18 protein-coding genes are annotated in these 25,758 nt (G+C 62.9%); 9 read left to right on the forward strand and 9 right to left on the reverse strand.

All coding sequences use genetic code 11. The features are described from left to right. Positions 1 to 8: 8 nt before the first annotated feature. From GUY40_RS04850 to GUY40_RS04890, 9 genes are all read left to right on the forward strand, one after another. Positions 9 to 269 (forward strand): YeaC family protein, encoded by a 261-nt coding sequence (locus GUY40_RS04850; RefSeq protein WP_166567803.1) that lies wholly within the window; start codon positions 9 to 11, stop codon positions 267 to 269. Beyond that, positions 266 to 1,096: a DUF2797 domain-containing protein gene (locus GUY40_RS04855; RefSeq protein ID WP_178117679.1), complete on the forward strand. Its 831-nt coding sequence runs from the start codon at positions 266 to 268 to the stop codon at positions 1,094 to 1,096. The genes GUY40_RS04850 and GUY40_RS04855 overlap by 4 nt, the downstream gene beginning before the upstream one ends. A 12-nt stretch (positions 1,097 to 1,108) precedes the next feature. Next, on the forward strand, positions 1,109 to 3,766 hold the full coding sequence (gene pepN, locus GUY40_RS04860; protein ID WP_166567804.1) for an aminopeptidase N: 2,658 nt from the start codon (positions 1,109 to 1,111) through the stop codon (positions 3,764 to 3,766). Between the two features lie 419 nt (positions 3,767 to 4,185). Next, entirely contained in the window at positions 4,186 to 6,186 is a 2,001-nt protein-coding gene (locus GUY40_RS04865; protein WP_166567805.1) for a DUF1302 domain-containing protein, read from the forward strand. A gap of 57 nt (positions 6,187 to 6,243) precedes the next feature. Continuing rightward, positions 6,244 to 7,596 carry a DUF1329 domain-containing protein gene (locus tag GUY40_RS04870; protein WP_166567806.1) on the forward strand — a complete coding sequence of 451 codons (1,353 nt, stop codon included), beginning with the start codon at positions 6,244 to 6,246 and terminating at the stop codon, positions 7,594 to 7,596. A gap of 289 nt (positions 7,597 to 7,885) precedes the next feature. After that, positions 7,886 to 8,950, forward strand: a complete 1,065-nt coding sequence (locus GUY40_RS04875) for a YCF48-related protein (RefSeq protein WP_166567807.1) — start codon at positions 7,886 to 7,888, stop codon at positions 8,948 to 8,950. A gap of 20 nt (positions 8,951 to 8,970) precedes the next feature. After that, positions 8,971 to 11,346, forward strand: a complete 2,376-nt coding sequence (locus GUY40_RS04880; RefSeq protein WP_166567808.1) for an RND family transporter — start codon at positions 8,971 to 8,973, stop codon at positions 11,344 to 11,346. A gap of 273 nt (positions 11,347 to 11,619) precedes the next feature. Beyond that, the gene (locus GUY40_RS04885) at positions 11,620 to 11,907 is read left to right on the forward strand and encodes a DUF5629 family protein (protein ID WP_166567809.1); all 288 of its coding nucleotides are present in this window, start codon (positions 11,620 to 11,622) and stop codon (positions 11,905 to 11,907) included. Between the two features lie 60 nt (positions 11,908 to 11,967). Next, positions 11,968 to 13,137, forward strand: a complete 1,170-nt coding sequence (locus GUY40_RS04890; RefSeq protein WP_166567810.1) for a lactonase family protein — start codon at positions 11,968 to 11,970, stop codon at positions 13,135 to 13,137. A 17-nt stretch (positions 13,138 to 13,154) separates the two neighbouring features. Here GUY40_RS04890 and GUY40_RS04895 read toward each other — a convergent pair whose 3' ends face one another. From GUY40_RS04895 to GUY40_RS04935, 9 genes are read right to left on the reverse strand one after another with little or no spacing between them, the layout of a single operon-like run. Further along, the gene (locus GUY40_RS04895; protein ID WP_166567811.1) at positions 13,155 to 13,739 is read right to left on the reverse strand and encodes a glutathione S-transferase; all 585 of its coding nucleotides are present in this window, start codon (positions 13,737 to 13,739) and stop codon (positions 13,155 to 13,157) included. Next, complete coding sequence (locus GUY40_RS04900; RefSeq protein WP_166567812.1) at positions 13,736 to 17,380, reverse strand: AAA family ATPase; 3,645 nt, start codon at positions 17,378 to 17,380, stop codon at positions 13,736 to 13,738. Before GUY40_RS04900 ends, GUY40_RS04895 begins: the two co-directional genes overlap by 4 nt. Further along, positions 17,377 to 18,615, reverse strand: coding sequence for an exonuclease SbcCD subunit D C-terminal domain-containing protein (locus tag GUY40_RS04905; protein ID WP_166567813.1), 1,239 nt, complete (start codon positions 18,613 to 18,615; stop codon positions 17,377 to 17,379). Before GUY40_RS04905 ends, GUY40_RS04900 begins: the two co-directional genes overlap by 4 nt. Before the next feature lie 43 nt (positions 18,616 to 18,658). Beyond that, on the reverse strand, positions 18,659 to 20,284 hold the full coding sequence (locus GUY40_RS04910) for a BatD family protein (RefSeq protein ID WP_166567814.1): 1,626 nt from the start codon (positions 20,282 to 20,284) through the stop codon (positions 18,659 to 18,661). Continuing rightward, on the reverse strand, positions 20,281 to 22,017 hold the full coding sequence (locus GUY40_RS04915) for a VWA domain-containing protein (protein ID WP_166567815.1): 1,737 nt from the start codon (positions 22,015 to 22,017) through the stop codon (positions 20,281 to 20,283). The genes GUY40_RS04910 and GUY40_RS04915 overlap by 4 nt, the downstream gene beginning before the upstream one ends. Beyond that, positions 22,014 to 23,090, reverse strand: a complete 1,077-nt coding sequence (locus GUY40_RS04920) for a VWA domain-containing protein (RefSeq protein ID WP_166567816.1) — start codon at positions 23,088 to 23,090, stop codon at positions 22,014 to 22,016. The genes GUY40_RS04915 and GUY40_RS04920 overlap by 4 nt, the downstream gene beginning before the upstream one ends. After that, positions 23,083 to 23,577, reverse strand: a complete 495-nt coding sequence (locus tag GUY40_RS04925; RefSeq protein WP_166567817.1) for a DUF4381 domain-containing protein — start codon at positions 23,575 to 23,577, stop codon at positions 23,083 to 23,085. The genes GUY40_RS04920 and GUY40_RS04925 overlap by 8 nt, the downstream gene beginning before the upstream one ends. Then, on the reverse strand, positions 23,574 to 24,518 hold the full coding sequence (locus GUY40_RS04930; protein ID WP_166567818.1) for a DUF58 domain-containing protein: 945 nt from the start codon (positions 24,516 to 24,518) through the stop codon (positions 23,574 to 23,576). Before GUY40_RS04930 ends, GUY40_RS04925 begins: the two co-directional genes overlap by 4 nt. Before the next feature lie 4 nt (positions 24,519 to 24,522). After that, positions 24,523 to 25,482, reverse strand: a complete 960-nt coding sequence (locus GUY40_RS04935) for a MoxR family ATPase (RefSeq protein ID WP_166567819.1) — start codon at positions 25,480 to 25,482, stop codon at positions 24,523 to 24,525. Positions 25,483 to 25,758 lie beyond the last annotated feature (276 nt).

Here is a 25,758-nt window from a genome sequence, read left to right on the forward strand (position 1 = left end):
GAGAATGTATGTCCTCTTTTAAGCAAATGATTGAAAACATCACCCCGGATATCTACCAGAGCCTGAAACTGGCGGTAGAACTGGGCAAATGGTCCGATGGCCGCAAGCTGACCACCGAGCAGAAAGAACTGTCGCTGCAAGCGGTGATCGCCTGGGAAATCCAGAACCTGCCGGAAGAACAGCGCACCGGCTACATGGGCCCGCAAGAGTGTGCTTCGAAGTCGGCGCCGGTGCCGAACATCCTGTTCAAGTCGGATGCCATCCATTGATCGAGATTGGCCGCGGTTCCATCAGCAAAATGTCGGCGCGCCTTGAAACGCCAGTCGTTCAATACGCGTTTCGGCTGGGCGACACCGAAGTGCCCGTCAACCCCCTGATTGGCCAGACCCTGCGCCTGGAGTACCTGGGTGCGATCCACTGCTGCCATTGCGGGCGCAAGACCAAGACCAGCTTCAGCCAGGGCTACTGCTACCCGTGCATGACCAAGCTGGCGCAATGCGATGTCTGCATCATGAGCCCGGAAAAGTGCCATTACGAGGCAGGCACGTGCCGTGACCCGGCCTGGGGCGAGCAGTTCTGCATGACCGAGCATGTGGTGTACCTGGCCAATTCGTCGGGCATCAAGGTCGGCATCACCCGCGCCACCCAATTACCGACTCGCTGGCTTGACCAGGGCGCCAGCCAGGCGTTGCCGATTCTGCGTGTCGCCACCCGCCAGCAGTCCGGGCTGGTCGAAGACCTGTTCCGTTCCCAGGTAGCCGACCGCACCAACTGGCGCGCCTTGCTCAAGGGCGACGCCGAGCCGGTGGACCTTGGCGCCGTGCGCGACCAGCTGTTTGCCAGCTGTGGCGAAGGCCTGGAAGCCTTGCAGGGGCGATTCGGCCTACAAGCCATCCAGCCATTGCACGACACCGAGCCGGTGGAAATCCGCTACCCGGTGCAGGCTTACCCAAGCAAGATCGTCAGCTTTAATCTGGACAAGAGCCCCGTGGCCGAAGGCACCCTGTTGGGGGTCAAGGGCCAGTACCTGATCTTCGACACCGGCGTGATCAACATTCGCAAATACACGGCCTACCAGCTCGCCGTTCATCAGTAGAAGGACAGCCGCATGCGCACCGAACAGCCGCAAGTGATTTACCTCAAGGACTATCAGGCGCCCGAGTACCTGATCGACGAGACTCACCTGACCTTCGAATTGTTCGAGGACCACACCCTGGTTCACGCACAGCTGGTCATGCGCCGCAACCCGGCCCGTGGCCCGGGCCTGCCGCCGCTGGTGCTCGATGGCCAGGCGCTGGAACTGCTCTCGGTCAAGCTCGACGATGTGGAACTGGCCGCCGCTGACTACCAGCTGACCGACAACGACCTGACCCTGCAGCCCAAGGCAGCCAGATTCACGGTTGACAGCAGCGTGCGTATCCACCCGGAAACCAACACCGCGCTGGAAGGGCTGTACAAGTCCAGCGGCATGTTCTGCACCCAGTGCGAGGCCGAGGGCTTTCGCAAGATCACCTACTACCTCGACCGTCCGGACGTGATGAGCCGCTTCACCACCACCCTCAGCGCCGAGCAGCACCGCTACCCGGTGCTGCTGTCCAACGGCAACCCGATCGCCAGTGGCCCGGGTGAAGACGGCCGGCACTGGGCGACCTGGGAAGACCCGTTCATGAAGCCGGCGTACCTGTTCGCGCTGGTGGCTGGCGACTTGTGGTGCGTGGAAGATAAATTCACCACGATGTCCGCGCGCGAAGTGACTCTGCGCATCTATGTCGAGCCGGAAAACATCGACAAGTGCCAGCACGCCATGAACAGCCTGAAGAAGTCCATGCGCTGGGATGAAGAAGTCTACGGTCGCGAGTACGACCTGGACATCTTCATGATCGTGGCAGTCAACGACTTCAACATGGGTGCCATGGAGAACAAGGGCCTCAACATCTTCAACTCCAGCTGCGTGCTGGCCCGGGCCGAAACCGCGACCGATGCGGCGCACCAGCGGGTCGAAGCGGTGGTCGCCCACGAATACTTCCACAACTGGTCGGGCAACCGCGTGACCTGCCGTGACTGGTTCCAGCTGTCGCTCAAGGAAGGCTTCACGGTGTTCCGTGATTCGGAGTTCTCCGCCGACGTGAACTCGCGCACGGTCAAGCGCATCGAGGATGCGGCTTACCTGCGGACTCACCAGTTCGCCGAAGATGCCGGCCCCATGGCCCACGCCGTGCGCCCAGACAGCTTTATCGAGATTTCCAACTTCTACACCCTGACCGTGTATGAAAAGGGTTCGGAAGTGGTACGGATGATCCGCACCCTGTTGGGGGCCGACAGCTTCCGCAAGGGCAGCGACCTGTACTTCGAGCGCCACGATGGCCAGGCGGTGACCTGCGATGACTTCATCAAGGCCATGGAAGACGCCAACGGTGTCGACCTGACCCAGTTCAAGCGCTGGTACAGCCAGGCCGGTACGCCGCGACTGGCAGTCAGCGAAACCTATGACAGCGCTGCGCAGACGTACAGCCTGACTTTCCGTCAGAGCTGCCCGGCCACTCCGGACAAGGCTCAGAAACTGCCGTTCGTGATCCCCGTGGAGTTGGGCCTGCTGGACGCTCAGGGCAATGAAATCGCCCTGCGCCTGGCTGGCGAATCGGCGGCAGTGGGCAACACCCGGGTGCTGTCGGTTACCGAAGCCGAACAGACCTTCACTTTCGAAGGCATTGCGGCCAAGCCGCTGCCGTCGCTGCTGCGTGGCTTCAGCGCCCCGGTCAAGCTGAGCTTCCCGTATGACCGCGACCAGCTGATGTTCCTGATGCAGCATGACAGCGACGGTTTCAACCGTTGGGAGGCCGGCCAGCAATTGTCGGTGCAGGTGCTGCAAGAGCTGATCGGTCACTACCAGCAAGGCCAGGCCCTGGTGATCGACCAGCGACTGGTGACGGCATTGGCCAGTGTGCTGGGCAACCACCAGTTGGACCCGGCCATGGTTGCCGAGATGCTTTCGTTGCCCAGCGAAGCCTACCTCACCGAAATCAGCGAAGTGGCCGATGTCGATGCCATCCATGCCGCGCGTGAATTCGCTCGCAAGGCGCTGGCCGATCAGCTGTTCGATGCGCTATGGGCACGCTACCAGGCCAACCGCGAGGTCTCGAAACAGACTGCCTATGTCGCCGAGGCCGAGCACTTTGCCCGCCGCAGTCTGCAGAACATCGTGTTGTCGTACCTGATGCTCAGCGGCAAGCCTGAAGTCCTGGCGGCCACCCTTGATCAGTTCGAGGCGAGCGACAACATGACCGAGCGTTTGACCGCGCTGGCGGTACTGGTCAATTCGCCGTTCACCGCGGAGCGCGCCACGGCCCTGGCCAGCTTCGCCGAGCGTTTCAAGGACAACCCGCTGGTGATGGATCAGTGGTTCAGTGTCCAGGCCGCCAGCACCTTGTCGGGCGGATTGCAACGCGTGCGCGAGCTGATGCAGCACCCGGCCTTCACGATGAAGAACCCGAACAAGGTGCGCGCCTTGATCGGTGCCTTTGCCGGCCAGAACCTGATCAACTTCCACGCCGCCGACGGTTCCGGATACCGCTTCCTGGCGGACCTGGTGATCGAACTCAATGCCCTCAACCCGCAAATCGCCTCGCGGCAGTTGGCACCCTTGACCCGCTGGCGCAAGTACGATGCCGCGCGTCAGACGTTGATGAAGGGTGAGCTGGAGCGGATTCTGGCCTCGGGTGAACTTTCGAGCGATGTATTTGAAGTCGTGAGTAAAAGCCTGGTTTGATTGAATAAGCAGGCCATGAAAAAGGTGTTACCCGTTAATCGCGGGTAACACCTTTTTTGTTACTGGTTGGAGAAGTTCGAAAATCTGTTTTTATTTGAGTGGGTCGGTCATAAGTTTCAGATGTTCAACGATGTGATCATGGAATTTGGTTGTATGAAATTTCGTGGTTGTAGTTGTATGGCGTATATATTCCTACATGGCCTTTTGAGGCTTCTTATCAGCATTGTACGAATAATCTGAAATTGATTGGTTTTGCCTGGTTTTTTCATTATTTATCCCCGTTTGGCATCAGCCTTGCTCCCTCTGTAGCGGCCGACACCTTGAGTCGCTTCGGTGCTGCGTGCCTTTGCCACTGCCGGCAAGGCCCAGACGCCTGACTCACACACACAACAATAAGTCGTACAGGGAGTAAACAGACCATGCGGATCAATCCCGCCAGGGCGCTCTTGCGCCTGGCACCGGCGCGTGCCGGCTTTACCTTTGCAGGGCTGCTGATCGCCGCTCCAGCGTCAGCCGTGGAGTTCAGGTTTCTGGACGGCGAAGTCCAGGGATCGCTGGACACTACGGTATCTTACGGCCAACTCTGGCGCGTGCAGGGGCGCGATGAAACCAACGACGACATCAATATCAACGATGGTAATCGCAACTTCGACACCGGGCTGGTTTCCGAGGTGTACAAGATCACCAGTGACCTTGAAGCCAGTTACCGCAATTACGGCCTGTTCGTGCGCGGTTCCGCGTTCTATGACACGCAGATCATGGACAAGGGCACCGCTTTCAACGACAACAACATGCCGATTCAACCCAGCCAGAACTTTCCGCGCAATAACCGCTTCACCAAAGAAACTCGTGACCACGCCGGTCGCCGGGCAGAGATCCTCGACGCCTATGTGCACGGCAATTGGCAACTGGGCGACATGCCGCTGACGGCGCGGGCCGGGCGGCAAGTGTTCAACTGGGGCGAAGGGCTGTTCTACCGGGGCGGGGTCAATACCACCAACCCGATCAACGCCGCACGCTTCCGCCTGCCCGGCGCGGAGCTCAAGGAAGTGCTGGTGCCGGTCGAGGCGCTGAATTTCAACCTTGGCCTGACCGAGAACCTCTCGCTGGAAACCTTCTACCAGTTCAACTGGAAAGAGACGGCGGTGGACCCGGTGGGGACTTTCTTCTCCGAGACCGATCTGTTTGCCGATGGCGGCAATACGGCGTATGCCACCTTGCCGGCGCTCACACCGCTATCGAATGTCTACAGCGGTCTGAGCGCAGTGGGGGCCGGTGGTCTGCAGGGCGGGCGCACGGTCGATGCCCAGGGCAACATCAAGGTGGCGTCCATCGGGCCGGATATCAATGCCCGGGATGACGGCCAGTTCGGGGCGGCCATGCGCTATGTGGCGCCGTCGCTCAACTCCACTGAGTTTGGCTTTTATTTCGTCAACTATCACGCCAAAGAGCCGACCATCTACGCGGACCTCGGCTCATATGCCGGGCTGGATTTTGCTGAGCTGACAGCGGCGGTCGAGCCGGGCTTCCAGCAGGCGATAGCGGATCAGGCCGGGATCTCTGTTCAATTGTTGCAAGCAATCCTCGCGGCGTTTCCCAACTCACCCCAGGCCCAGGCTTATCGCCAGGGGCTGGCACAGACGGTGGGCGGTCTTGCAACGATAGACGTCGCCAACCAGGTCAACGGTCGCCGGCATTACTCCGAAGACATCCGCATGTTCGGGTTCACCTTCAACACCACCCTGGGCGATGCCTCGGTGTTCGGCGAACTGGCCTATCGACCCAACATGCCGATCGGCGTTGCCACCACCAGCGACCTGCTCGGTGATCTGCTCCTGCAGGCCCCTCAGATGGCCTCGGGCGGGGTGGTGAACATCGGCGGCAAGGACGTGAGCCTGCGCGATCAGGTCAACAACCGCGAGCGGGTGGAGATGTTCAATGCGTCTCTGGGCACGATCTACAACTTCGGCCCCACGCTCGGTTTCAGCAACCTGACCGCTGTCGCCGAAGTGGCCTCCGAGCACTTGCGTGGCAGCAGCCTGGAATACACCGCCTTCGATGGCACCCGTCGCAAATACTCCAGCCGCGCCAACGTGCCGTATATCGCCGGCTTCAAGGACAGCGCCCAGGTCACCCCCGATGCCTACGGTGGCACCCTGATGCTGATCGGCACCTGGAATGACGTGTTTGCCGGGGTCAATCTTTCTCCCTTCGCCATCTACAAGGACGATTTCAAGGGCAATTCCCATCAGACCGGTAACTTTATCGAAGGCCGCAAGGCGTACTCGCTGGGCTTGAAGGCCAGCTACCAGAACGCCTTCGAGGCTGAGCTGCAGTACACCGAGTTTTACGGCGGCGGGCAAGCCAGCGCCATTCGTGACCGCGACAACGTCGGCCTCAACCTCAAATATTCGTTCTGACCGCAGGCCCCGGTGTCTGTGCACCGGGGCCTGGTCTGTACAGGGAGAAGTAACAGCATGCTCAAGGCGCATCGCTTCAAATACGCACTCATAGGGCTGGCGCTCTGCACTGGCGGGGTATCGGCCGCTGATCGGCTCGGCAAGAGCCTGACGCCCATGGGGGCGGAAATGGCCGGCAATGCAGCCGGCACCATCCCCGCCTGGGACGGCGGAATTACCCAGCCGCCGGCCGGTTACGGCGGTTCTGGCAGCCATCATGTCGACCCCTTTGCCAGCGATCAGCCGGTGTTCACCATCACCCGCGCCAACATGGCGCAGTACCAGGACAACCTGACGCCGGGGCAGGTCGCGTTGCTGGAGGCCTACCCGGACACCTATCGGATGCCGGTCTATCAAAGTCGTCGCTCGGGGGCTGCGCCGCAATGGGTGTATGACAACGTCCGGCGCAATGCCACCGAGGCCCGTCTTGTGGAGGGCGGTAACGGGTTTGTCGGCGCCTATGCCGGTATTCCCTTCCCGCTGCCGCAGACCGGTGTTGAAGCCGTGTGGAACCACATCGCCCGCTACCGCGGCCACTACACCGTGCGGCGGGCCTCGGAAGTCGCGGTGCAGCGCAATGGCAGTTACTCGCCGATCACCTCACAGCAGGAAGGCCTGTTCCGTTTCTATGACCCGAAAGGCTCGGCCGCCGAATTCGACAATATTCTCTTCTACTACCTGAGCTTTGTCCGCAGCCCCGCACGCCTGGCCGGTGGCGCGGTGCTGGTGCATGAGCCGCTCGATCAGGTTGCCCGACCGCGCGAAGCCTGGGCCTACAACGCGGGCCAGCGGCGGGTACGACGGGCCCCGAGCCTGGCCTATGACACGCCGATCGCTGCCGCCGACGGGCTGCGCACCGCCGATGACACTGACATGTACAACGGCTCTCCAGACCGCTATGACTGGAAGCTGCTGGGCAAGCAGGAGATTTACATCCCCTACAACAACTACCGGGTGACCCGTCCCGAGGTGAAGTACAAATCGCTGTTGCAGGCCGGTCACCTCAACCCTGACTACACCCGTCACGAGCTGCACCGGGTCTGGGTAGTGGAGGGCACGCTCAAGCCCAATGCCCGGCATATCTACTCCAAACGCCGGCTGTACCTGGATGAGGACAGCTGGCAAGCCGCGGTGGTCGACCAGTACGACGGACGTGGCGAGTTGTGGCGGGTCTCGATGGCCTACCTGAAAAACTTCTATGAGCTGCCCACGGTCTGGTCGGCACTGGACGTTTATCATGACTTGCAGGCACGACGCTATCACGTCCAGAACCTGGACAACGAAGAAGTCGGAACGGTGGATTTTGCCCAGGTAGCGCCGAATACCGACGAGTTCAGTGCAGCGGCATTGCGCCGACGCGGCGTGCGCTGAGCCTCGTGAGGGGCACCTTGTGCGTTGCGACCATCAGGCCCACTGATGATCCGGCATTCAGAGCGGGTGCGGGTGTGCAATCGCCAGCCCCCGTTAACCCTTGCACAGTCTGGCCGCGCGGTGTTTTGCCGCGGCGGCGCTTAACAAAAGATAACGTCATGTTCATTGTCATCCGTTTCCATTGCCCGATAGGATTGGTCCAGCAGTCACGGCGCTCTAGACAGCCAGTTTCAGGTCCGTCAAAAGCGCCAGGCATTGACCCGAATAACAATAATCGAGGGGCAGGTCTATGAGTGAGCCGGTCATGCCGGGCACCGCCGCAGGTGCCAGGATCAGGGCAGGGCGCACCAGCGTTGGGCTGAATGTGGCGCTTTCGTTGTGTGCCGTATTGATGGGAGCCGGGCTGCCCTTGCAGGCAGTCGCCAACACCGATTCCACCACCGTCTATTCCATCGAATCAGCCAAGGCGTCACGCGGGCTGCTCCTTGATATCACCCATGCCGGCAGCCGGCTCGTCGCCGTTGGCGACCGAGGGCATATTCTCTATTCCGACGATCAGGGCCAGAACTGGACCCAGGCCAGGGTTGCGACCCGGCAGCTGCTGACGGCGGTGTTCTTTGTCGATGATCAGAACGGCTGGGCCGTTGGCCACGATGCACAGATCCTCTTCAGCAACGATGCTGGAGCGAGCTGGATCAAGCAATTCGAAGACCTGAAGCGCGAGGCGCCGTTGCTGGATGTCTGGTTCAAGGACCGGCAGAATGGCTTGGCGATCGGTGCCTATGGCGCGTTGCTGGAAACCCTCGACGGCGGCCAGCACTGGGAAGACGTCAGCGACCGCATCGACAACGAAGACCAGTTTCATTTCAACGGCATTGCCGCGGTCAAGGATGCCGGGCTGTTTATCGTTGGCGAGCAGGGTAGCCTGTTTCGCTCCGCCGACTGGGGCCAGACCTGGGAACGCCTCGAAGGGCCTTACCAAGGCTCGCTGTTTGGCGTGATCGGCACCGCCCAGCCATCGACGCTGCTGGTCTATGGCCTGCGCGGCAACCTGTTCCGCTCCACCGACTTCGGCACCACCTGGCAGCCCATCCCGCTCAAGGCTGCCCGAGGCCCGCTCGAATTCGGCCTGTCCAGCGCTACGCTGATCGAGGACGGGACACTGGTGCTGGTCGGCAACGGCGGCAGTGTGCTGCGCAGCAGCGATGACGGTCGCAGTTTCAGCGTGTTCAACCGCCCGGACCGCGTTGCACTGGCGGCGGCGGCAGCACAAGCGGGCGACGAGTTGATTCTGGTGGGACAAGGAGGCGTTCACCTTGCGACCTCGACCGGTGCGAAGAGGGTCCAGCCATGACGAGCCGGGAGCAGATCCGCATGAACATCCCCCATCAAGACAAGGCGACGCTGCTCGAGCGCCTGATCTTCAACAACCGCCCGGCCGTGATTTTCATCTGTCTGCTGGTCAGCGCCGTCCTGTTTTACCAGGCCACGCTGATCCGCCCCTCCACCAGCTTTGAAAAAATGATCCCGCTTCAGCATCCCTTTATCGAGAAGATGCTCGAGCACCGCAATGACCTCGCCAACCTCGGCAACACCGTGCGCATCTCGGTCGAGGCCAAAGACGGCGATATCTTCAGCAAGACCTACATGGAGACCCTGCGTCAGATCCACGACGAGGTGTTCTACATTTCTGGCGTCGACCGTTCCGGCCTCAAGTCGCTGTGGAGCCCCAGCGTGCGCTGGACGGAGGTCACCGAAGAGGGCTTTGCCGGTGGTGAAGTGATCCCCCAGAGCTATAACGGCTCCCCCGACAGCCTGGATGACCTGCGTAACAACGTGCTCAAATCTGGCCAGGTCGGCCGGCTGGTGGCCAACGACTTCAAATCCAGCATCATCGACGTGCCGCTGCTGGAGTCCTATCCGGACCCGAACGATCAAGGCAAGCTGCTCAAGCTCGATTACCAGCAGTTCTCCCATCAACTGGAAGAGAAAATCCGCGACAAGTTCCAGGCCCAGAACCCGGACGTGAAGATCCATATCGTCGGCTTTGCCAAGAAAGTCGGCGACCTGATCGACGGCCTGATCATGGTGGTGATGTTCTTCGGCGTCGCCTTCCTCATTACGCTGGTGCTGTTGTACGGGTTCACCTGGTGCATCCGCAGCACCATCGCGGTGTTAATCACCACCCTGGTGGCGGTGGTCTGGCAGTTAGGCTTGATGCATACGGTGGGGTTTGGTCTTGACCCTTACTCGATGCTGGTGCCGTTTTTGATCTTCGCCATCGGCATCTCCCACGGGGTGCAGAAGATCAACGGTATCGCCCTGCAATCCAGCGAGGCCGACAACGCCCTGACCGCGGCCAGGCGCACCTTCCGGCAACTGTTCCTGCCGGGCATGATCGCGATCCTCGCCGACGCCGTGGGTTTTATCACGCTGTTGATCATCGATATCGGGGTGATTCGCGAATTGGCGATTGGTGCCTCGATTGGCGTGGCGGTGATTGTGTTCACCAACCTGATCCTGCTGCCGGTGGCGATTTCCTATGTGGGCATCAGCCAGAAGGCAGTGGAGCGCAGCAAGAAGGACGCCACTCGCGAGCACCCGTTCTGGCGCCTGCTGTCCAACTTCGCCAATCCCAAAGTGGCACCGGTGTCCGTGGCGCTGGCCGTGCTGGCCTTCGGCGGCGGCCTCTGGTACAGCCAGAACCTGAAGATCGGCGACCTCGACCAGGGCGCGCCGGAACTGCGGCCGGACTCGCGCTACAACCAGGACAACAACTTCATCATCAGCAATTACTCGACCAGTTCCGACGTGCTGGTGGTCATGGTCAAGACCGCTGCCGAAGGCTGCTCGGCCTATAGCACCATGGCGCCGATCGATGAGTTGATGTGGAAGATGGAAAACACCCCGGGCGTGCAGTCGGCGATTTCCCTGGTGTCGGTCTCCAGGCAAATCATCAAGGGCATGAACGAGGGCAACCTGAAATGGGAAACCCTGTCGCGCAACCAGGATGTGCTCAACAACTCCATCTCCCGTGCCGACGGCTTGTACAACGCCGACTGCTCGCTGGCGCCGGTGCTGATCTTCCTCAATGACCACAAGGCCGAGACCCTCGACCGTGCGGTCCAGGCAGTGCAAGCCTTCGCCGATGAGCACAACACCGATGGCCTGCAGTTCCTTCTCGCAGCGGGTAACGCCGGCATCGAGGCGGCCACCAACGAAGTGATCAAGGAGTCAGAGCTGACCATCCTGATCCTGGTCTACCTCTGTGTGGCGGCCATGTGCCTGATCACCTTCCGCTCGGTGGCGGCAACCCTGTGCATTGTCCTGCCGCTGGTGTTGACCTCAGTGCTGGGCAACGCGCTGATGGCGTTCATGGGCATTGGCGTGAAGGTTGCGACCTTGCCGGTGGTGGCGCTGGGGGTTGGGATCGGTGTCGACTACGGCATCTATATCTACAGCCGACTGGAAAGTTTCCTGCGGGCCGGCATGCCGTTGCAGGAGGCCTATTACCAGACCCTGAAATCCACCGGCAAGGCGGTACTGTTCACCGGCCTGTGCCTGGCCATCGGCGTGGCCACCTGGATTTTCTCGGCGATCAAGTTCCAGGCCGACATGGGCCTGATGCTGACCTTCATGCTGTTGTGGAACATGTTTGGCGCCCTGTGGCTGCTGCCAGCGCTGGCACGATTCCTGATCAAACCGGAGAAAATGGTTGGCAAGGAGAGCGGTTCAATCTTCGCCCATTGACCCTGTAGGAGCTTGCCCCAATGCCGGTCAGTTCGACGCAACCCTTGTAGGAGCGGACCTGGCCGCGATGGGCTGCGAAGCGGCCCCGGCGATTCTGAAACCGTCGGTACTCCCAGGGCTTGTCGTAGATGTCACCGGCCTCGGGGGCTGCTTCGCAGCCCATCGCGGCCAGGTCCGCTCCTACATGGACGTCTGTGCTCCATTCCTTAACTGACGGGCATTGCCCTGCGCTTTGACCTATCATGAGCCTCTTTCATCCACGCGAAATGTCTCATGACCACCCCATCCCTTTCCCAGATCCTGCAGACCGGCGACAGTATGCTGCTGATCGACGACCTGCATGCCTTTGAATTCGACTTTGATCCAGCCCAGGGCTTGAAGATCGAATGCATGGACGGCCGAGCCCTCAAGCGCTGGAGCTTCACCCCGGCGCAAATCGAAGCGGCCCGCCTGGACGGTGAAACCTGGTTGATCCAGAGCGATGCCGGTGAGCATCGGCTAGTCTGCTTGAATGCCTTTTCTGCCAGCGAGGATGATGAAGGCGAAGATGAAAACGCCTGATGCCCGTCGGAATTTCCTCGCCCAATGGCCGTCTGTTGTATGGACTGCGAGGAACCCTCAATGAAAAGAATCGTCATGCCGATCCTGATCGTCGGTGCCCTGGGGCTGATGTCCGAGGAAGTCGAGGCGGCGCCCACCCATGAATTGTTGGTGGGTACTTACACCCAAGGCAGCAGCGAGGGGATTTACCGGTACGCCTTTGATACCCGCACCGGGCAGATTGCCCCTGAGCCGCTGCAAGTGGTGAAAAGCGCCAACCCGTCCTGGCTGACGCTTTCTCGCGATCAACACACGCTGTTTGTGGTCAACGAGAACGGCCCGGGGCAAGCCGACCCTGCCGGCCGGGTCAGCAGTTTCAGTATCGACCGCAAAAGCCATCAGATCAGCCCGGTCAACCAGGTGGCAAGCCTGGGCGATGAGCCGACCCATTCGAGCCTCAGCAGTGATGGTCGCTACCTGTTTGTGGCCAACTACGCCGTTCAGCCCACGCCTGGGGGCAGCGTCAGCGTGATCCCGGTGGGCGAGGGCGGCCAGCTGTCGGCCGTGGTCCAGCAGGAAAGCCATGAGGCCAGCCACGTCAATCCTGAGCGGCAGGCCTCATCGCATGTGCATTCGGTGGTGTCGTCACCCGATGGGCGCTCTGTGTTTGTCAGTGATCTGGGCGCGGACAAAGTGTTCGTCTACCGCTACGACGCGAACAATCAAGCGCGCCCTCTGACCGCTGCCAACCCGGCCGAGGCGTCCTTGCCCGCGGGCAGTGGCCCGCGTCACCTGGTGTTCAGCAAGGACGGTAAACATGCCTACCTGACCCTGGAAATGAGCGCCCAGGTGGCGGTCTTTGACTACCACGACGGCAGCCTGATTCAGCGCCAGTTGGTAGCCTTGACCGACAAGCCCGAAGCGCAGGCCAGGGCGGCGGGAGCATTGCATGTGTCGCCGGATGGGCGGTTTTTGTATGTCAGCAACCGGGGCACGGCCAACGAACTGCTGGTGTATGCCATTGACCCGGCCACGGGAATGCTCAAATCGGTACAGCGACGCAGTGTCGAGGGTGATCACCCTCGCGAATTCAGCCTCGACCCGAGTGGCAAGTTCGTGTTGATCGCGAATCAGAAGAGCAACCGGATCGTGGTGTTGGACCGAGACCCCAAGACCGGCATGCTGGGCAAGACCGTGCAGAAATTCTCGATCGATTCGCCGTCCGACCTGAAGTTTCTGCCAGCGCGTTGAGCCAAACAAGTGTTGGGTCAGCGCGCCATGATGGCCTTGAACAACGCCGACTCCAGAAACCCGCTCAACCACGCGCGCAACCTGGGATAAGGCGCCCGGGCAAACCACTCGGGCTCCACCGCCGCGAACTGGCGAACGAACGGCATGATTGCCACGTCCGCCAGGCTCGGGTGATCGGCAAGCAGAAACGCCTGCCTTCCCAGCCGATCTTCCAGCATCTGCAAGAACTCACAACCTCGCTCGCGATAAAAATCCTGCGAATGCTCCGGGTAGCGGTCGGCGTATTTGTAGCGATTCAAACTCAGCTTGAAGACCTGGTCGTTGTGGGCGATCAACGCCTCCATCGCTTCGCTGGACTCCGGTAATAGCCAGTTCTCTGGATCGTTCTGCGCCAGCGCCCAGCGCATGATCTCAAGGCTCTCATCAATCACTCGGCCGTCCAGGACCAGCACCGGAACGGTGCCTTTGCTCGACAGCTCCAGCATCCGGGCCGGCTTGGCCTTAAGGCTGACTTCTTCGATTTGTACCGGCACGCTTGCGTAGCGCAGGGCCATTCTGGCGCGCATGGCGTAGGGGCAGCGGCGGAAGGAATAGAGGATCATCCATTGACCTCCAGGGTACTCAAACCATTGCCCTGACGGCGCACCTGAATCTGCACCGGAATGCGCTCGTGCATTTCCTGAACATGGGAAATCACCGCCACCTTGCGGCCCTGGGCCTGCAAGCCGTCGAGAGCGTCCATGGCCAGTTGCAGGGATTCGGGGTCGAGGCTGCCGAAGCCTTCGTCGATAAACAGCGATTCGATCTTGAGGGTGCTGGAAGCCATGGACGCCAGGCCCAATGCCAGGGCCAGCGAGACCAGGAAGGTTTCACCGCCGGACAACGAGTGCACCGAACGTAGTTCATCGCCCATTTCAGTGTCCAGCACCAGCAGGCCCAGCATGCTGCCGCCACGCTTGAGCCGGTAGCGTTTGACCAGCTGGCGCAGTTGCGCGTTGGCGTGGTGTACGAGGATATCCAGGTTATAGGCCTGGGCGATCTTGCGGAACTTGTCGCCTTCGGCCGAGCCGATCAGTGCCGAGAGGCGTGCGTGGCGCTGATACAGGGTTTCAGCCTCGGTGATGCGCACTTGCAGGTGCTGGTGGGCGTCCAGGCGCCGCTGATCTTCGACCTGCGCCGCCCGTAGTTCAGCGCACACCTGCTCCTGGGCGCTGCAGCGCGATTGCGATTCGTGCTGGGCGCTGGCCAGTTCTTCGTTTGTCAGTTGGGTCGTATTCTGCGCCTGATGTTGTTGCCGGTGCGCGGTGCGCTCTTGCAGGCGAATGCGTGCCTGCTCCAGGGCTTTTTCGCTGTCCTGGATCTGTTGGCGCAGGGCGAGCACTTGCGCATCGCTGTAGGCCAGCAAGGCGTGCAGTTGCGCATCGTCGAGGCTCGGATGCTGGCTGCGCCACTGCTGGACGGCGCCCTGCAGCCCGGTCAACGCGACACTGTCATCCGTCTGGCGCTGGGCCAGGGCCTTGCCGTCGCTGGCGCTCTGGATCAGCTCGGCATTGATCGCTTGCAGTGCCTGGCTGGCCTCGGATTCGGCCTGGCGTGCCTGGGCGGCCGCCTGCTCCAGCTGCTGCTGCCAGTGTTCTGCCTGAGCATGCTCACCCAACAGCTGGCGCAATTGCTGTTGGCAGGCCCGCAGCTGTTCGTCCAGCACCGCGGTACGCTGCAGCAATGTCGCGCGCTGCTGTTCGCGGCTCTGCTGTTGCTGTTGTTGCAGTTCGATGGCCTGCTTGCGTGCGGTGTGTTCGCGCTGTTCCTCGTCGCGCTCTTGGAGCTGGGCAAGCCTTGCGCTCAGACGCTGGTCGAGGTCCATGAAGGCGGCGGTGGCGTCCTTGCGCAGGCGCTCGATCAGCGTCTCTGGCAGCAGATCGGCATAGGCAGCCAACTCCTCGTCCAGGCGCTGACCATCGGCAAGCAAACTGCGCTGTTGTTCGTTGAGGTGCTGGGCGGCGGTCTGGCTCGCGTCCTGCGCCTGTTGCACCTGTTGTTGCAACTGCGCGGCCTCTTTTTGCAGCGCCAACAGACGGTTCTGCTGCTGTTCGGCTGCGGTGACGCTGGCGTTCAGCTGTTCAAGGTGCGTGCGCAACCAGTCGGCCCGTTGCGTCTCGCCTTGCTCTAGCCATTGCGGGTGGCTCGGGTGGGCCTCAAGTTGCGTCGTCAGCGCCAATTGTTGGGCCAGCAGCGGTTCTTCCTGGGCCTTGAGCTGCTTTTGCTGGTCAATCAACCCAGCCACTTCGATACGCAATTCGGTCAGCCGGGTATTGAGTTGCTCCACCCGCTGGCGGGCTTGGGCTTCTTCACGGCTGTCGTGGCTGCCCAAGGCTTGCAGCAGCGCTTCGGGCTGGTGCCAGGGGTGTTCCTGGCTGCCGCAGACCGGACACGGCTGCTCGGGCTGCAGTTGCCCGCGCAGCTCTTCGACGCTGGCACTGCGGGCCACGCGCTGGCGCTCGAGCAGTTCCAGAGTGACGCTCAGGGCCTGTTCAGCGCTTTGCTGGCGGGTCTTGAGTGCCAGGCCTTCGCCGGTACGGGCTTCGCGTTGCTCGCCGAGCTGTTGCAGGTTCACGTGCATCGCCTGCAGGCGCTGGTCGAACTCCTGGCGACGACTCGACAGCCGCTCCAGTTCCTCAAGGCTACGCTGCTGTTGGCGTTGCGTGTGCAAGTGAGTGTTCAGCGTCTGCAAGCGCTCGCCCAGCTCTTCAACCCCGCAACCGGCCTGGGTAAATAGCTCGGTAAGGTGCTGACGGCGCTGTTGCCACTGCTGTTCGGTAGCGCTGGCGCGTTGTTCAAGGGCGGGCAATTCGGCGCGGCCCAAGCCCTGTCGGGCGCTGAGCTGGACGACCTGCTGCAGGCGTGGCCGATGCACCGTCCAGGCATTGGCCAGCGGCGCCAGTTCGACGCTGTGCTCAAGGGCGCTGCAAATGTGCTGCAGCTGTTGCTCACTGTGCTGCTGACGCGCTAGCAGGGCCTGCAGGTTCGCCAGCCCTTCGTTGAAGGCCTGTTCGGCAGCCAGGCGAGGCCCGTCGAGCTGGTGCTTTTGCTGGTTCAGGTGGGCAAGGCTGCCTTGCGCTTCGAAGGCCTGGCGCAGGTTGGGGGCAGCCTCGCTCTGGGCTTGCAACGCCGTGTGCAGGGCGCTGTGAGCGCTGCGCTGGCTGGATTGCAGCGCCAGCTGGCGGGCGTTCAGTGCGTCATGGTGTGACGCGTGACGGGTCAGCTGTTCGGCAAGCCGATCAAGGTTTGCCTGCAACTCGACACTGCGCACAAACAGATGGCGCTGAGGGGCGAGCTGTTCGAGGAGGGCCAGATCATTGCGCAATGCGCCTTGCTGCTCGAACGCCGCGCTCAGTTCATGCACATGCCGTTCAGCGCTCTGTTGTTCGTCGGCCAGGCGCGCCTGTTCAGCCAGCCATTGGCGCTGTTGTTCAAGCGTTCGCAGGTGTGTCTGCTCAACCAGCAGTTGCTCGCGCGCCTGGGTCAGGTGCAGGTCCAGCGCTTCCCGGGCGTCTGCCGGCAGTGGCGCGATGCCGCCGGCCTGCTCCTGCAGTTGTTTCAAGGCATCGCGAGCGTCGCGGGCCTGTTCGAAGGCGCGCTTGCCCAGGCGGGTATAGAGCGCGGTGTCGGTGAGTTTTTCCAGCAGTTCGCTGCGCTCGTTGTCGTCCGCCTTGAGGAAGGCGCTGAATTCACTTTGGGCCAGCATCACCGCGCGGGTGAACTGTTCGAAGTTCAGGCCCAATCGGGCTTCGAGCAGGGCCTTGTATTCGCCTTTCTGGCTTGCCAGCAACTGTTCGCTGTCCAGGTCGCGCAGGCTCTGGCGGCTGTTCTGCAGCTTGCCACCGGCCTTGTCGCGGGCGCGATTGGCTTCCCAACGGGCGCGGTAGCGGCGGCCGTCGATGCCGACGAAATCCACTTCGGCGTACCCTGCGCCCGCGCCACGGCGCAGCAGGGTGCGCGGGTCGCCGCTGGCAATCTCGCCATCGGCATCCGGGACCTTGGCGTCCCGGCCGGTGTTGCTCAAGCGCGGCACCGCGCCGTACAGTGCCAGGCACAAGGCATCGAGCAGGGTGCTCTTGCCCGCGCCGGTGGGCCCGGTGATGGCGAACAGGCCGGCGCTGGCCAGCGGTTCGGCAGTGAAGTCCAGCTCGAACGGCCCGGCCAGCGAGGCGAGGTTTTTCAGGCGGATGGCAAGGATCTTCATGGCTGCTCGCCCTCCAGTTGCACCTGCTGCAACAGCTGTGCGAAATCATCCAAAGTCTGGGCATCGACTTCATTGCCAAAGCCGTCCTGCCAGACGCGGCTGAACAGTTCCTGAGGGCTGAGGCGTTCCAGATCGATCAAGGGGCTGTCGTCATCGCCCGCCGCCTTGCGCCCGGCGTATTCGGCGCCGATGCGCACCAATCGAACGGCTTTGCCTTGCAGGGCGGTTTCCAGCTGCTGGCGCAGGTCCGGCTGCGGCTCGTCCAGCCGCACGCGAATTTCCAGCCACGGCTGGCGCGCCGGGTCATCGAGCAAGTCGACGTCCGGCAGTGCAGCCAGTTGCAGCGCAATGTCGTCCAGTGGCTCAGGACCCAGGCGCAGCAATTCCACCGCGCGAGGGATGCGCAGTGTCTCGACACTGACCAGTTGTTCCCCCTCACAGGTGACTTCGAGGATCTGGTGCGGGTAGTCGATTTCTGAAAACGACAACGGGATCGGTGAGCCGCAGTAGCGAATACGCTCTTCACCGTTGACCTTCTGCGGCTTGTGCAGATGGCCGAGGGCAACATAGCTGATGTCGGGGCCGAACAGGCTGGCGGGCAATGCTTCGGCGCTGCCGATGATCAAGCTGCGCTCGGAGTCTTCGGACACCGCACCGCCCGCCATGTGGGCATGGCTGACGGCAATCAGTGCCTGGCCGGGCTGGCGCCTGGCGTTGGCGGCATCGATCAGCAGCTCGTGCACCTTGCCGATGCCGCGCAGGTAGTCGTCGCCGAGGGTGACGCCGGTCACTTCCGCCGGCCGCAGAAAGGGCAGGGCCAGGCACCAGGCCGCGGTATTGCCTTGAGCATCGGGCAGTGGAATCAACAGCCGCTCGGCATCCAGCTGGCCATCGTCGAGCCACAGCACCCGGCCCAGCGCGTGGGTGCGCAGGCGCCGCATCAGCGGTGCCGGCAGTTCGATGCGCGAGCCGGAGTCATGGTTGCCGGCAATCATGACGATGGTCAGGGCCGGCTGTTGCTCGTGGGCGTTGACGATAAAGTCGTAGAGCCGCTCCTGGGCTTTGACCGGCGGGTTGACTGTGTCGAAGATATCGCCGGCGATCAGCAGCACATCCGGCTGGCGCGCGGCCAGCTGGCCCAGCAGCCAGTCGAGAAAGCAGGCATGTTCGAAGTCTCGCTCCTGGCCGTGCAGGCTTTGTCCCAGGTGCCAGTCGGAGGTGTGAAACAGACGCATAGAAATTCCGCGAAAGGGGCGCGCAGCGGGCTGCGCGTCGGGATTATTTGGGATAGAGCGGCGGCAGGCTATTGCTGTCGCCGAGGGTCGGCGTGTTGCTTTCGGCGACCGGGATCATGCCGATGGCACGCCACAGCTCCTCGCCTTGCCAGTACTGCCCGGCTTCGCTGTACAGCGCGCCATTGAGGCCGTCCAGGGCATCGGACAGCGGCACGAAGCGCGCTGCCATATCGGCCAGGGTTTCGGGCTGCTGGCGTGCCCAGGCATCGAGGGCCTGGCGCGTTGTATGGGGGTCGTTGGCCTGGCAGGCGCGCTTGAGGTCGTCAAGCAGGGTACGCGGGCTCGGCCCGGTTTGCGCGGCTCGCTGGATAGCCGGTAGGCGGCGTCCACGCCACCACAGACTGAAGCCCGATGCCGTGGTGCAGGCCAGCAACAGGCTGATCAGCTGCCAGATCCGCAGTTCGGTCTGGCTGACCCCGCGAGCGCTCTCCGTGCCTCCGGCCGCCTGAGTCAGGCCGGGATTGTCTTCGATATGAAGCGTGCGGGCCGGCAGGCTGCTGTGCTCCAGGTGATCTTCATGGGTGTTCCACCAGACCACCTCGACACTCGGTACCTCAATGCTGCCGCTGCGGGTCGGCACCAGTGCCTCGCGCTCTTCACGGCTGCCAATGAGCCCACGTTCACCGTTCTGGTCGCTCAAGCGGGGCTGGTCCGGGTAGCGGCGCAAGCCGTTGATTTCGGTGGCCGGCAGCGGCGGCAGCTGGGCGCTGGAGAGCCCCTCGGCCTTGAGGATCAGGGTGCGGGTCACGGAGTCGCCGACCTGATTCTGCCCGGGCTCCGGGCTCCAGTTTTCACTTAAGGTCAGGCTGTGAGCGGGCAGCCAGGGGGCATCTGCTGGATAGACGACCGGTTTGGCCTTGACCGTCAGCGCCATCTCGGCGGAGGTGACCTGGACCTGCTTGCCCGGCTTGGGCGTCGTCAGATCCTGGCCGGGGCCGGTTTCGACCGGGGTGGCGGTGAACACTTGGGCCGGGATGATCAATGCGCCGCTGTGCTGGGGATAAATCGCATAGCGCATCTCGATCACGCCATGGCGCACGCCATTGATGAGTTTCTCAAAGGTGCGCGACTCGCCCAGCTGATCAATGCGGGCGTCGGCGATCTGCAGCGGGGTCAGGCTGCTGTCGTCATACAGCGACACCGAGTGGTAGATGCGCACAGTCAGCACCACCTGGGCCTGAACATAGACGTTTTCGGTGTCCAGGCTGGCGTCGATGAACACCGGTGCCAGGTTGCTGGTCGGGACCTGCTCGCTTTGCATGACCTGCAAGGTGATCGGCTGGCTGGCCAGCTCGCCCAGGCGCAAGGCCGGGATTTCCACCGTGCCGCTCTGGCGCGGCAACAAGGTGATGATCCAGCGCGTGGTGGCTTCGGTCTGGCCGTCCAGGGTGGTCAGGCGGTTGACCTGGCGGCTGCCCTGGACCTCGAAGGCGGTATCCAGTGGCGTCAGGTCGGGTTTGCCGAACTCGGTGACGTCGTGGGTTTCGAGGACCAGCTCGACGGTTTCGCCGGAGTTCAGCCGGGTGCGGTCGACGCTGGCGTTCAGCTCGGCGGCCTGCACCTGAAGGCACATCATGAGGCTGAGAAAGAAGACGCTGAAGCGACTCATCGAGTAGTTTCCTGACGCTGTTGCTGTTCATACCAGAATTTGCGCCGCAGCAGTTCGGACGGGTTGTCCGGGATCTGCCGCAACCATTGTTCGAGGGCCTGGCGCTGTTCGCCATCCAGGGAGCTGTCGACCGGCCGCGTGGGCGGGCGAGTGGTTTGCTCCTCATCCGGCGCCTGCGCGCTGGCCTGGCTGTCTGATGGCTCAGCGGTGTCGGTGGCGTCTTCATCCGGTTGCCCGGCCTGTTGTTCAGTGTCCGAGGTCGACGGCTGGGCGCTGGAGGCGCTGCTGTCGCTCTGGTCTTCCAGGGATTGTGGCTGCTCGTTGTTCTTCGCCTCGGCCTGCTTTTGCTCTTGCTCGGCTTTGGCAGCCTGGCGCTGCTGTTCCAGAACCTGTTCGACCAGGGCTTTGTTGGCCAGCGCCGATTTGAGGTCAGGCTGGTAGTCCAAGGCCTGTTCATAGGCGTCGAGCGCCGCTTCCAGTTCACCGCTGCGGGCCAGGGCATTGCCACGATTGTAATGGGCGTTGGCGTTGTTGCCTTCGGCAAATTGCCTGGCGGCCGCGGCGTAGTCGCCGGCTTCATAAAGGGCCAGGCCTTTCCATTGCGGGTCAATGAAGTGCTTTGCCGCTTGCGCCGGGTGTCCTTTTGCAAGCCAGCGCTGGCCTTGTTGATCCGGCCGCAGCCAGAGGTCGCTCAGTTCGAAAGCCTGGCTGGGTTGCGGCAGGCACAGCAGCAGTGGCAGGCAGAACAACCAGCCGCGCCGCCCGGCGCAGGCGGCCAGCAGCAAGAGGGGCAGCAACAGCCAATAGCCCTGGTCGGCCCAGGCGTCCAGTTGCAGGGTCTGGCCATCGCTGCGCATGCTGTTCGGCGCGGCCAGCAGGCCGAGGTTGCGCAGGTCCAGATCGTCGAGTCGGGCCTGGCGATAGCGCCCGCCCAGCTCGTTGGCAAAGGCTTTGAGGCTGGCACTCTCAAGTCTTGGCAGCAGGATCGCGCCTTGTTCGTCCTTGAGAAACTCGCCGTCTTCCATGGTGACCGGTGCCCCTTGTGCGCTGCCGACGCCCAGCATCAGCCATTCCGGGCCCTGGCGCCCGAGGGCCTGGCGAATGCCCTGGCGTTCCTGTTCGCTGAGCGAGGACCCCACCAGCAAAATCCGGCCCTGACCCAGGGCACCCTGGGCCAGCAACGCCAGGGCCTTGGTCACGGCCAGGTCGGCGCGGTGGCCGGGCTGGGGCATGATCGAGGGCTTGAGGGCCTCGAGCAAATTGCGGCTGGTGGCCAGGTCATCGGACAGCGGCACCAACGTATGGGCGCTGCCGGCATAGACGATGATCGCCGTTTGCGCGTCATTGCGCCGTGCCAGCAGGTCCAGCAATTTGCGTCGGGCTTGCTCCAGACGGTTGGGCGTCATGTCGGTGGCGAGCATGTCCGGGGTCAGCTCCAGCACCACCACCAGCGGGTCGGCCGGGCGCTGGCCGGGCTGCTCGATGCGCTGCCAGCTGGGCCCGAGCAAGGCCAGCAGTGCCAACAGCCAGGCCAACCCGAGGGCGATCCACGGCAGCTTGCTGCCGCTGCCGCTGCCGCCGCTGAGCAACACCGAATGGAAAGCGCTGGGCAGGATCATCTGCCAGCGTCCTGCGCGTTTTTGCCGGTGCCAGAGTTTCCACAGCAACCAGCCGAACAAGGGCAGCAGCACCAGGGCGGCGGGGCGTAGCCAGTGAGGCCAGAGTTCGATCATCGCCGCCTCCGCAGACGCAGGCGGCGCAGCCGTTCGCGCCATTCCGGGTGAGGTTGCAGAAAGTGTGGTCGGTGCAACAGGCGCTGCAAGGGGTTGTCCGGCCAGCGTTCGCGAATCACCAGCAGCACGCTGACCAGCAGCGCGCCGGTCAGCGGCCAGTGATACAGCGCGATGGCGGGACGCGCCTGGGTCGGTTGCTGGGCCACCGGCTCCAGCTGATCGAGGGTCTGGCCGATGGCGCCCAGTTCCTTGCCGTCGTGGGCGCGGAAATAACTGCCGCCGGTGAGTTTGGCGATTTCCTTGAGGCTCGCTTCGTCCAGGTCCAGGCTAGGGGTGATTCCCATCAGGCCGATGCCGCCCTGGGGGTCGGGGTCTGCGCCGATGCCGATGGTGTAGACGCGGATATTTTCCTGGGCGGCCAGGCGGGCGGCAGTCAGCGGATGGATTTCGCCACCGTTGTTGGCGCCGTCAGTGATCAGGATCAGCATCCGGCTCTGGGCCGGGCGCTGGCGCAGGCGCTTGACGGCCAGGCCGATGGCATCACCGATGGCGGTGTTCTTGCCTGCGATGCCGATCCGCGCTTCATCCAGCCAAGTGCGCACGGTGCGACGGTCGAAGGTCAACGGTGCCTGCAGGTAGGCCTCGCTGCCAAACAGGATCAGGCCGACGCGATCACCTTCGCGGTCCTGGAGAAAGTCGCCGAGCAGGTGCTTGACCAGCTCCAGGCGGCTGACTTCTTCACCGTCCCACTGCATGTCGGGGAAGTCCATGGAGCCAGACACGTCGACGGCTACCAGCAAATCGCGGCCGCTGGCGGCCACCGGCAAGGGTTCGCCCAACCATTGCGGGCGTGCGGCGGCCATCAACAGCAATAGCCAGAGCAGCACATAGGGGGCTTGCTGGCGCCAGGTCGGCAGGTTCAGGCGGGCCTTGCGGCCGGCCAGGGTTTCCAGCTCACTGATAAAACTGATATTCAGCACGGGTTCGCCGCTGTCGGCCGCCGGCAGCACCAGCCGCATCAGCCACGGCAACGGCAGCAGGGCGAAGATCCAGGGCCAGGCAAGCTCAAACATGTTTGCGAATCCAGGTGTCGACCGACTGGCTCAGGCCGGCGATGGCCTTGTCGTCCAGTTTGCATTCCGGTTTATAGGCGCCTTCGACCAGCACCATCCAGCGGGTCAGGCCGGCGGCCGGGCAGCGGTTGTCGAGAAACGCCAGCCATTGCCGGCCATTGAGGGTGTGGCTATGGCTGTTGGGGTAATGGTTGCGGCACAGGCGCTTGAGCAGCGCGTTGATCTGCTGCAGCCAGGCGCCCGCCGGGGCTCCATCGTAGGGTTTGGGCAAGCGGGCCAGTTCGGCCAGTGCTTCAGTGCGCATCGGGTCCAGCGGTTGCTCGGCAACGGGCAGGGGCTGGCGCGCCTTCCAACGGCGCCAGGCGAACCAGAGGCCCCAGCCGAGCAGCGGCAATAGCAGCGCCAGCGCATACCAGCCCGGCGCCAATGGCCAGACGCTGACAGGTGGCGGGGAGATCAGCGGCTGCAGGTTCTCCAGGCTGCTCATCGCGGTTTCCCCGGACGCCGGGGGTTCAGGTATTCGCGCAACTGTTCGATCATTTCGGTTTGTGTGCTCAGGGGCATCAGCAAGACGCGCAGCTTTTGCGCCAGGAGCTCCCAGCGGGCAATCCGCGCTTCGCCCTGGGCGCGGTAACTCTGGCGCAGGTTGGCATCCAGGGTGTCGAGCTCCAGCTGCTTGCCGCTTTCGGCGAAACGCAGCAGCCCGGCCGCGGGCAGGGCGTGGTCGAGCGGGTCGGACAGTGGCAACAGCAACAGGTCGCAATGGCGCGAGAGCAGCGACAGTTGCTGTTCGGCGGCATCGGTCAGGGCGCGCTCATCGCAGATCACGATGGCCAGGCTGCCCGGGCGCAGCACTTCCCGGGCACGGCGCAAGGCCATGCCCAGGCCATCGCGCTCGGCCTGGCTTTCGGTATGCAACGACTGATTGACCCGCTCCAGCCGGTTCAGCAGTTGCAACAGGCTCTGTTTGCTGCGCCGGGGCTTGATCTCGTAGTGCTCGTTGTCGCCAAACACCAGCCCGCCGATGCGGTCATTGTGGCCTAGCGCGGCCCAGCCGATCAGGCTGGCGGCCTGGGCGGCGAGCACCGACTTGAACATCTGGCCGGAGCCGAAGAACAAGCGCCGGCTCTGTTCCACCAGGATGAAGATCGGCCGCTCGCGTTCTTCATGGAACAGCTTGGTGTGCGGTTCCTGGGTGCGTGCGGTCACGCGCCAGTCGATGCTGCGCACATCGTCGCCGGCCTGGTAGACCCGCACCTGGTCGAAATCGACTCCGCGCCCGCGCAGTTTCGAGTGGTGCAGGCCAATCAGCGGGCTGCGCTGGCCGGGGGTGGAAAACAGCTGCACCTCGCGCACGCGATGGCGCATCTCGATCAGCTCGGCGATCGTGACACGGATGCCGGGGGCGGCGAGAGCGGAAGTCGACATGGGCTCAGGCTACGGCCACGACGTCGAGGATGCGCTGAATCACCCGGTCCTGGTCGATACCGGCCGCTTCGGCCTCGAAAGACAGAATAATGCGGTGGCGCAACACATCGAACAGTACCGCCTGGATATCCTCGGGGCTGACAAAGTCGCGCCCGGCCAGCCACGCATGGGCGCGGGCGCAGCGGTCCAGGGCGATGGAGCCGCGCGGGCTGGCGCCATAGGCGAGCCAGTCGGCCAGTTCCGGGTCGAACTTGCTCGCGGTACGGGTCGCCATCACCAACTGCACCAGGTATTCCTCCACCGCATCGGCCATGTACAGGCCAAGGATTTCCTTGCGGGCGGCGAAAATCGCCTGCTGGCTGACGCGCCGCTCGGGCTTGGTTTCGCCGTTCAATGCCTCGCCACGTGCTTGCTGGAGAATCCGTCGCTCGACCGCCGCATCGGGGAAACCGATCTTGACGTGCATCAGGAAACGGTCGAGCTGGGCCTCGGGCAGCGGGTAGGTGCCTTCCTGCTCGATCGGGTTTTGCGTGGCCATCACCAGAAACAGCGGCGACAGCTCGTAGGTGCTGCGCCCGACGCTGACCTGACGCTCGCCCATGGCTTCGAGCAACGCCGATTGCACCTTGGCCGGCGCCCGGTTGATCTCGTCGGCCAGCACCAGGTTATGGAAGATCGGGCCTTGCTGGAACACGAAACTGCCGGTTTCCGGTCGATAGATCTCGGTGCCGGTGATGTCGGCCGGGAGCAGATCAGGGGTGAACTGGATGCGGTGGAACTGTGCTTCGACGCCTTCGGCCAACTCTTTGATGGCCTTGGTCTTGGCCAGCCCCGGGGCGCCCTCGACCAGCATATGGCCGTCGGCCAGGAGTACGATCAGCAAACGTTCGACCAGTTTTTCCTGGCCAAGAATCTGGGTTGAAAGAAAGGTTCGCAGCGCGATCAGCGCCTCACGATGTTCCATCGTCGAGTGTTCCTGGAAATAGGCCGGGGCGCATGGCGAAAAGCGCCCGGGCGGGGGCTGTTACTTTAATGCATCCGGGGTGCTGCCGACCAATGGCGCCAAGCAAAATTCCTTCCCCCGCCTGTAGGAGCAAGGCTCGCCTGCGACGTCCATGTAGGAGCGGACCTGGCCGCGATGGGCTGCGCAGCGGCCCCGGCGATTCTGAAACCGCCGGCACTGGCAAGCTGATTCGCAGATGTCACAGGCCCAAGGGGGCCGCTGCGCGGCCCATCGCGG

This window comes from Pseudomonas sp. R5(2019) (assembly GCF_009905435.1).
GTDB lineage: Bacteria > Pseudomonadota > Gammaproteobacteria > Pseudomonadales > Pseudomonadaceae > Aquipseudomonas.

Coding starts and splice junctions, on each gene's coding strand:
- GUY40_RS04850 (WP_166567803.1), top strand. CDS start 9: ATGTCCTCTTTTAAGCAAATGATTGAAAACATCACCCCGGATATCTAC.
- GUY40_RS04885 (WP_166567809.1), top strand. CDS start 11,620: ATGACCACCCCATCCCTTTCCCAGATCCTGCAGACCGGCGACAGTATG.
- GUY40_RS04915 (WP_166567815.1), bottom strand. CDS start 22,017: ATGATCGAACTCTGGCCTCACTGGCTACGCCCCGCCGCCCTGGTGCTG.
- GUY40_RS04865 (WP_166567805.1), top strand. CDS start 4,186: ATGCGGATCAATCCCGCCAGGGCGCTCTTGCGCCTGGCACCGGCGCGT.
- pepN (WP_166567804.1), top strand. CDS start 1,109: ATGCGCACCGAACAGCCGCAAGTGATTTACCTCAAGGACTATCAGGCG.
- GUY40_RS04925 (WP_166567817.1), bottom strand. CDS start 23,577: ATGAGCAGCCTGGAGAACCTGCAGCCGCTGATCTCCCCGCCACCTGTC.
- GUY40_RS04920 (WP_166567816.1), bottom strand. CDS start 23,090: ATGTTTGAGCTTGCCTGGCCCTGGATCTTCGCCCTGCTGCCGTTGCCG.
- GUY40_RS04875 (WP_166567807.1), top strand. CDS start 7,886: ATGAGTGAGCCGGTCATGCCGGGCACCGCCGCAGGTGCCAGGATCAGG.
- GUY40_RS04905 (WP_166567813.1), bottom strand. CDS start 18,615: ATGCGTCTGTTTCACACCTCCGACTGGCACCTGGGACAAAGCCTGCAC.
- GUY40_RS04890 (WP_166567810.1), top strand. CDS start 11,968: ATGAAAAGAATCGTCATGCCGATCCTGATCGTCGGTGCCCTGGGGCTG.
- GUY40_RS04910 (WP_166567814.1), bottom strand. CDS start 20,284: ATGAGTCGCTTCAGCGTCTTCTTTCTCAGCCTCATGATGTGCCTTCAG.
- GUY40_RS04880 (WP_166567808.1), top strand. CDS start 8,971: ATGAACATCCCCCATCAAGACAAGGCGACGCTGCTCGAGCGCCTGATC.
- GUY40_RS04900 (WP_166567812.1), bottom strand. CDS start 17,380: ATGAAGATCCTTGCCATCCGCCTGAAAAACCTCGCCTCGCTGGCCGGG.
- GUY40_RS04930 (WP_166567818.1), bottom strand. CDS start 24,518: ATGTCGACTTCCGCTCTCGCCGCCCCCGGCATCCGTGTCACGATCGCC.
- GUY40_RS04935 (WP_166567819.1), bottom strand. CDS start 25,482: ATGGAACATCGTGAGGCGCTGATCGCGCTGCGAACCTTTCTTTCAACC.
- GUY40_RS04870 (WP_166567806.1), top strand. CDS start 6,244: ATGCTCAAGGCGCATCGCTTCAAATACGCACTCATAGGGCTGGCGCTC.
- GUY40_RS04895 (WP_166567811.1), bottom strand. CDS start 13,739: ATGATCCTCTATTCCTTCCGCCGCTGCCCCTACGCCATGCGCGCCAGA.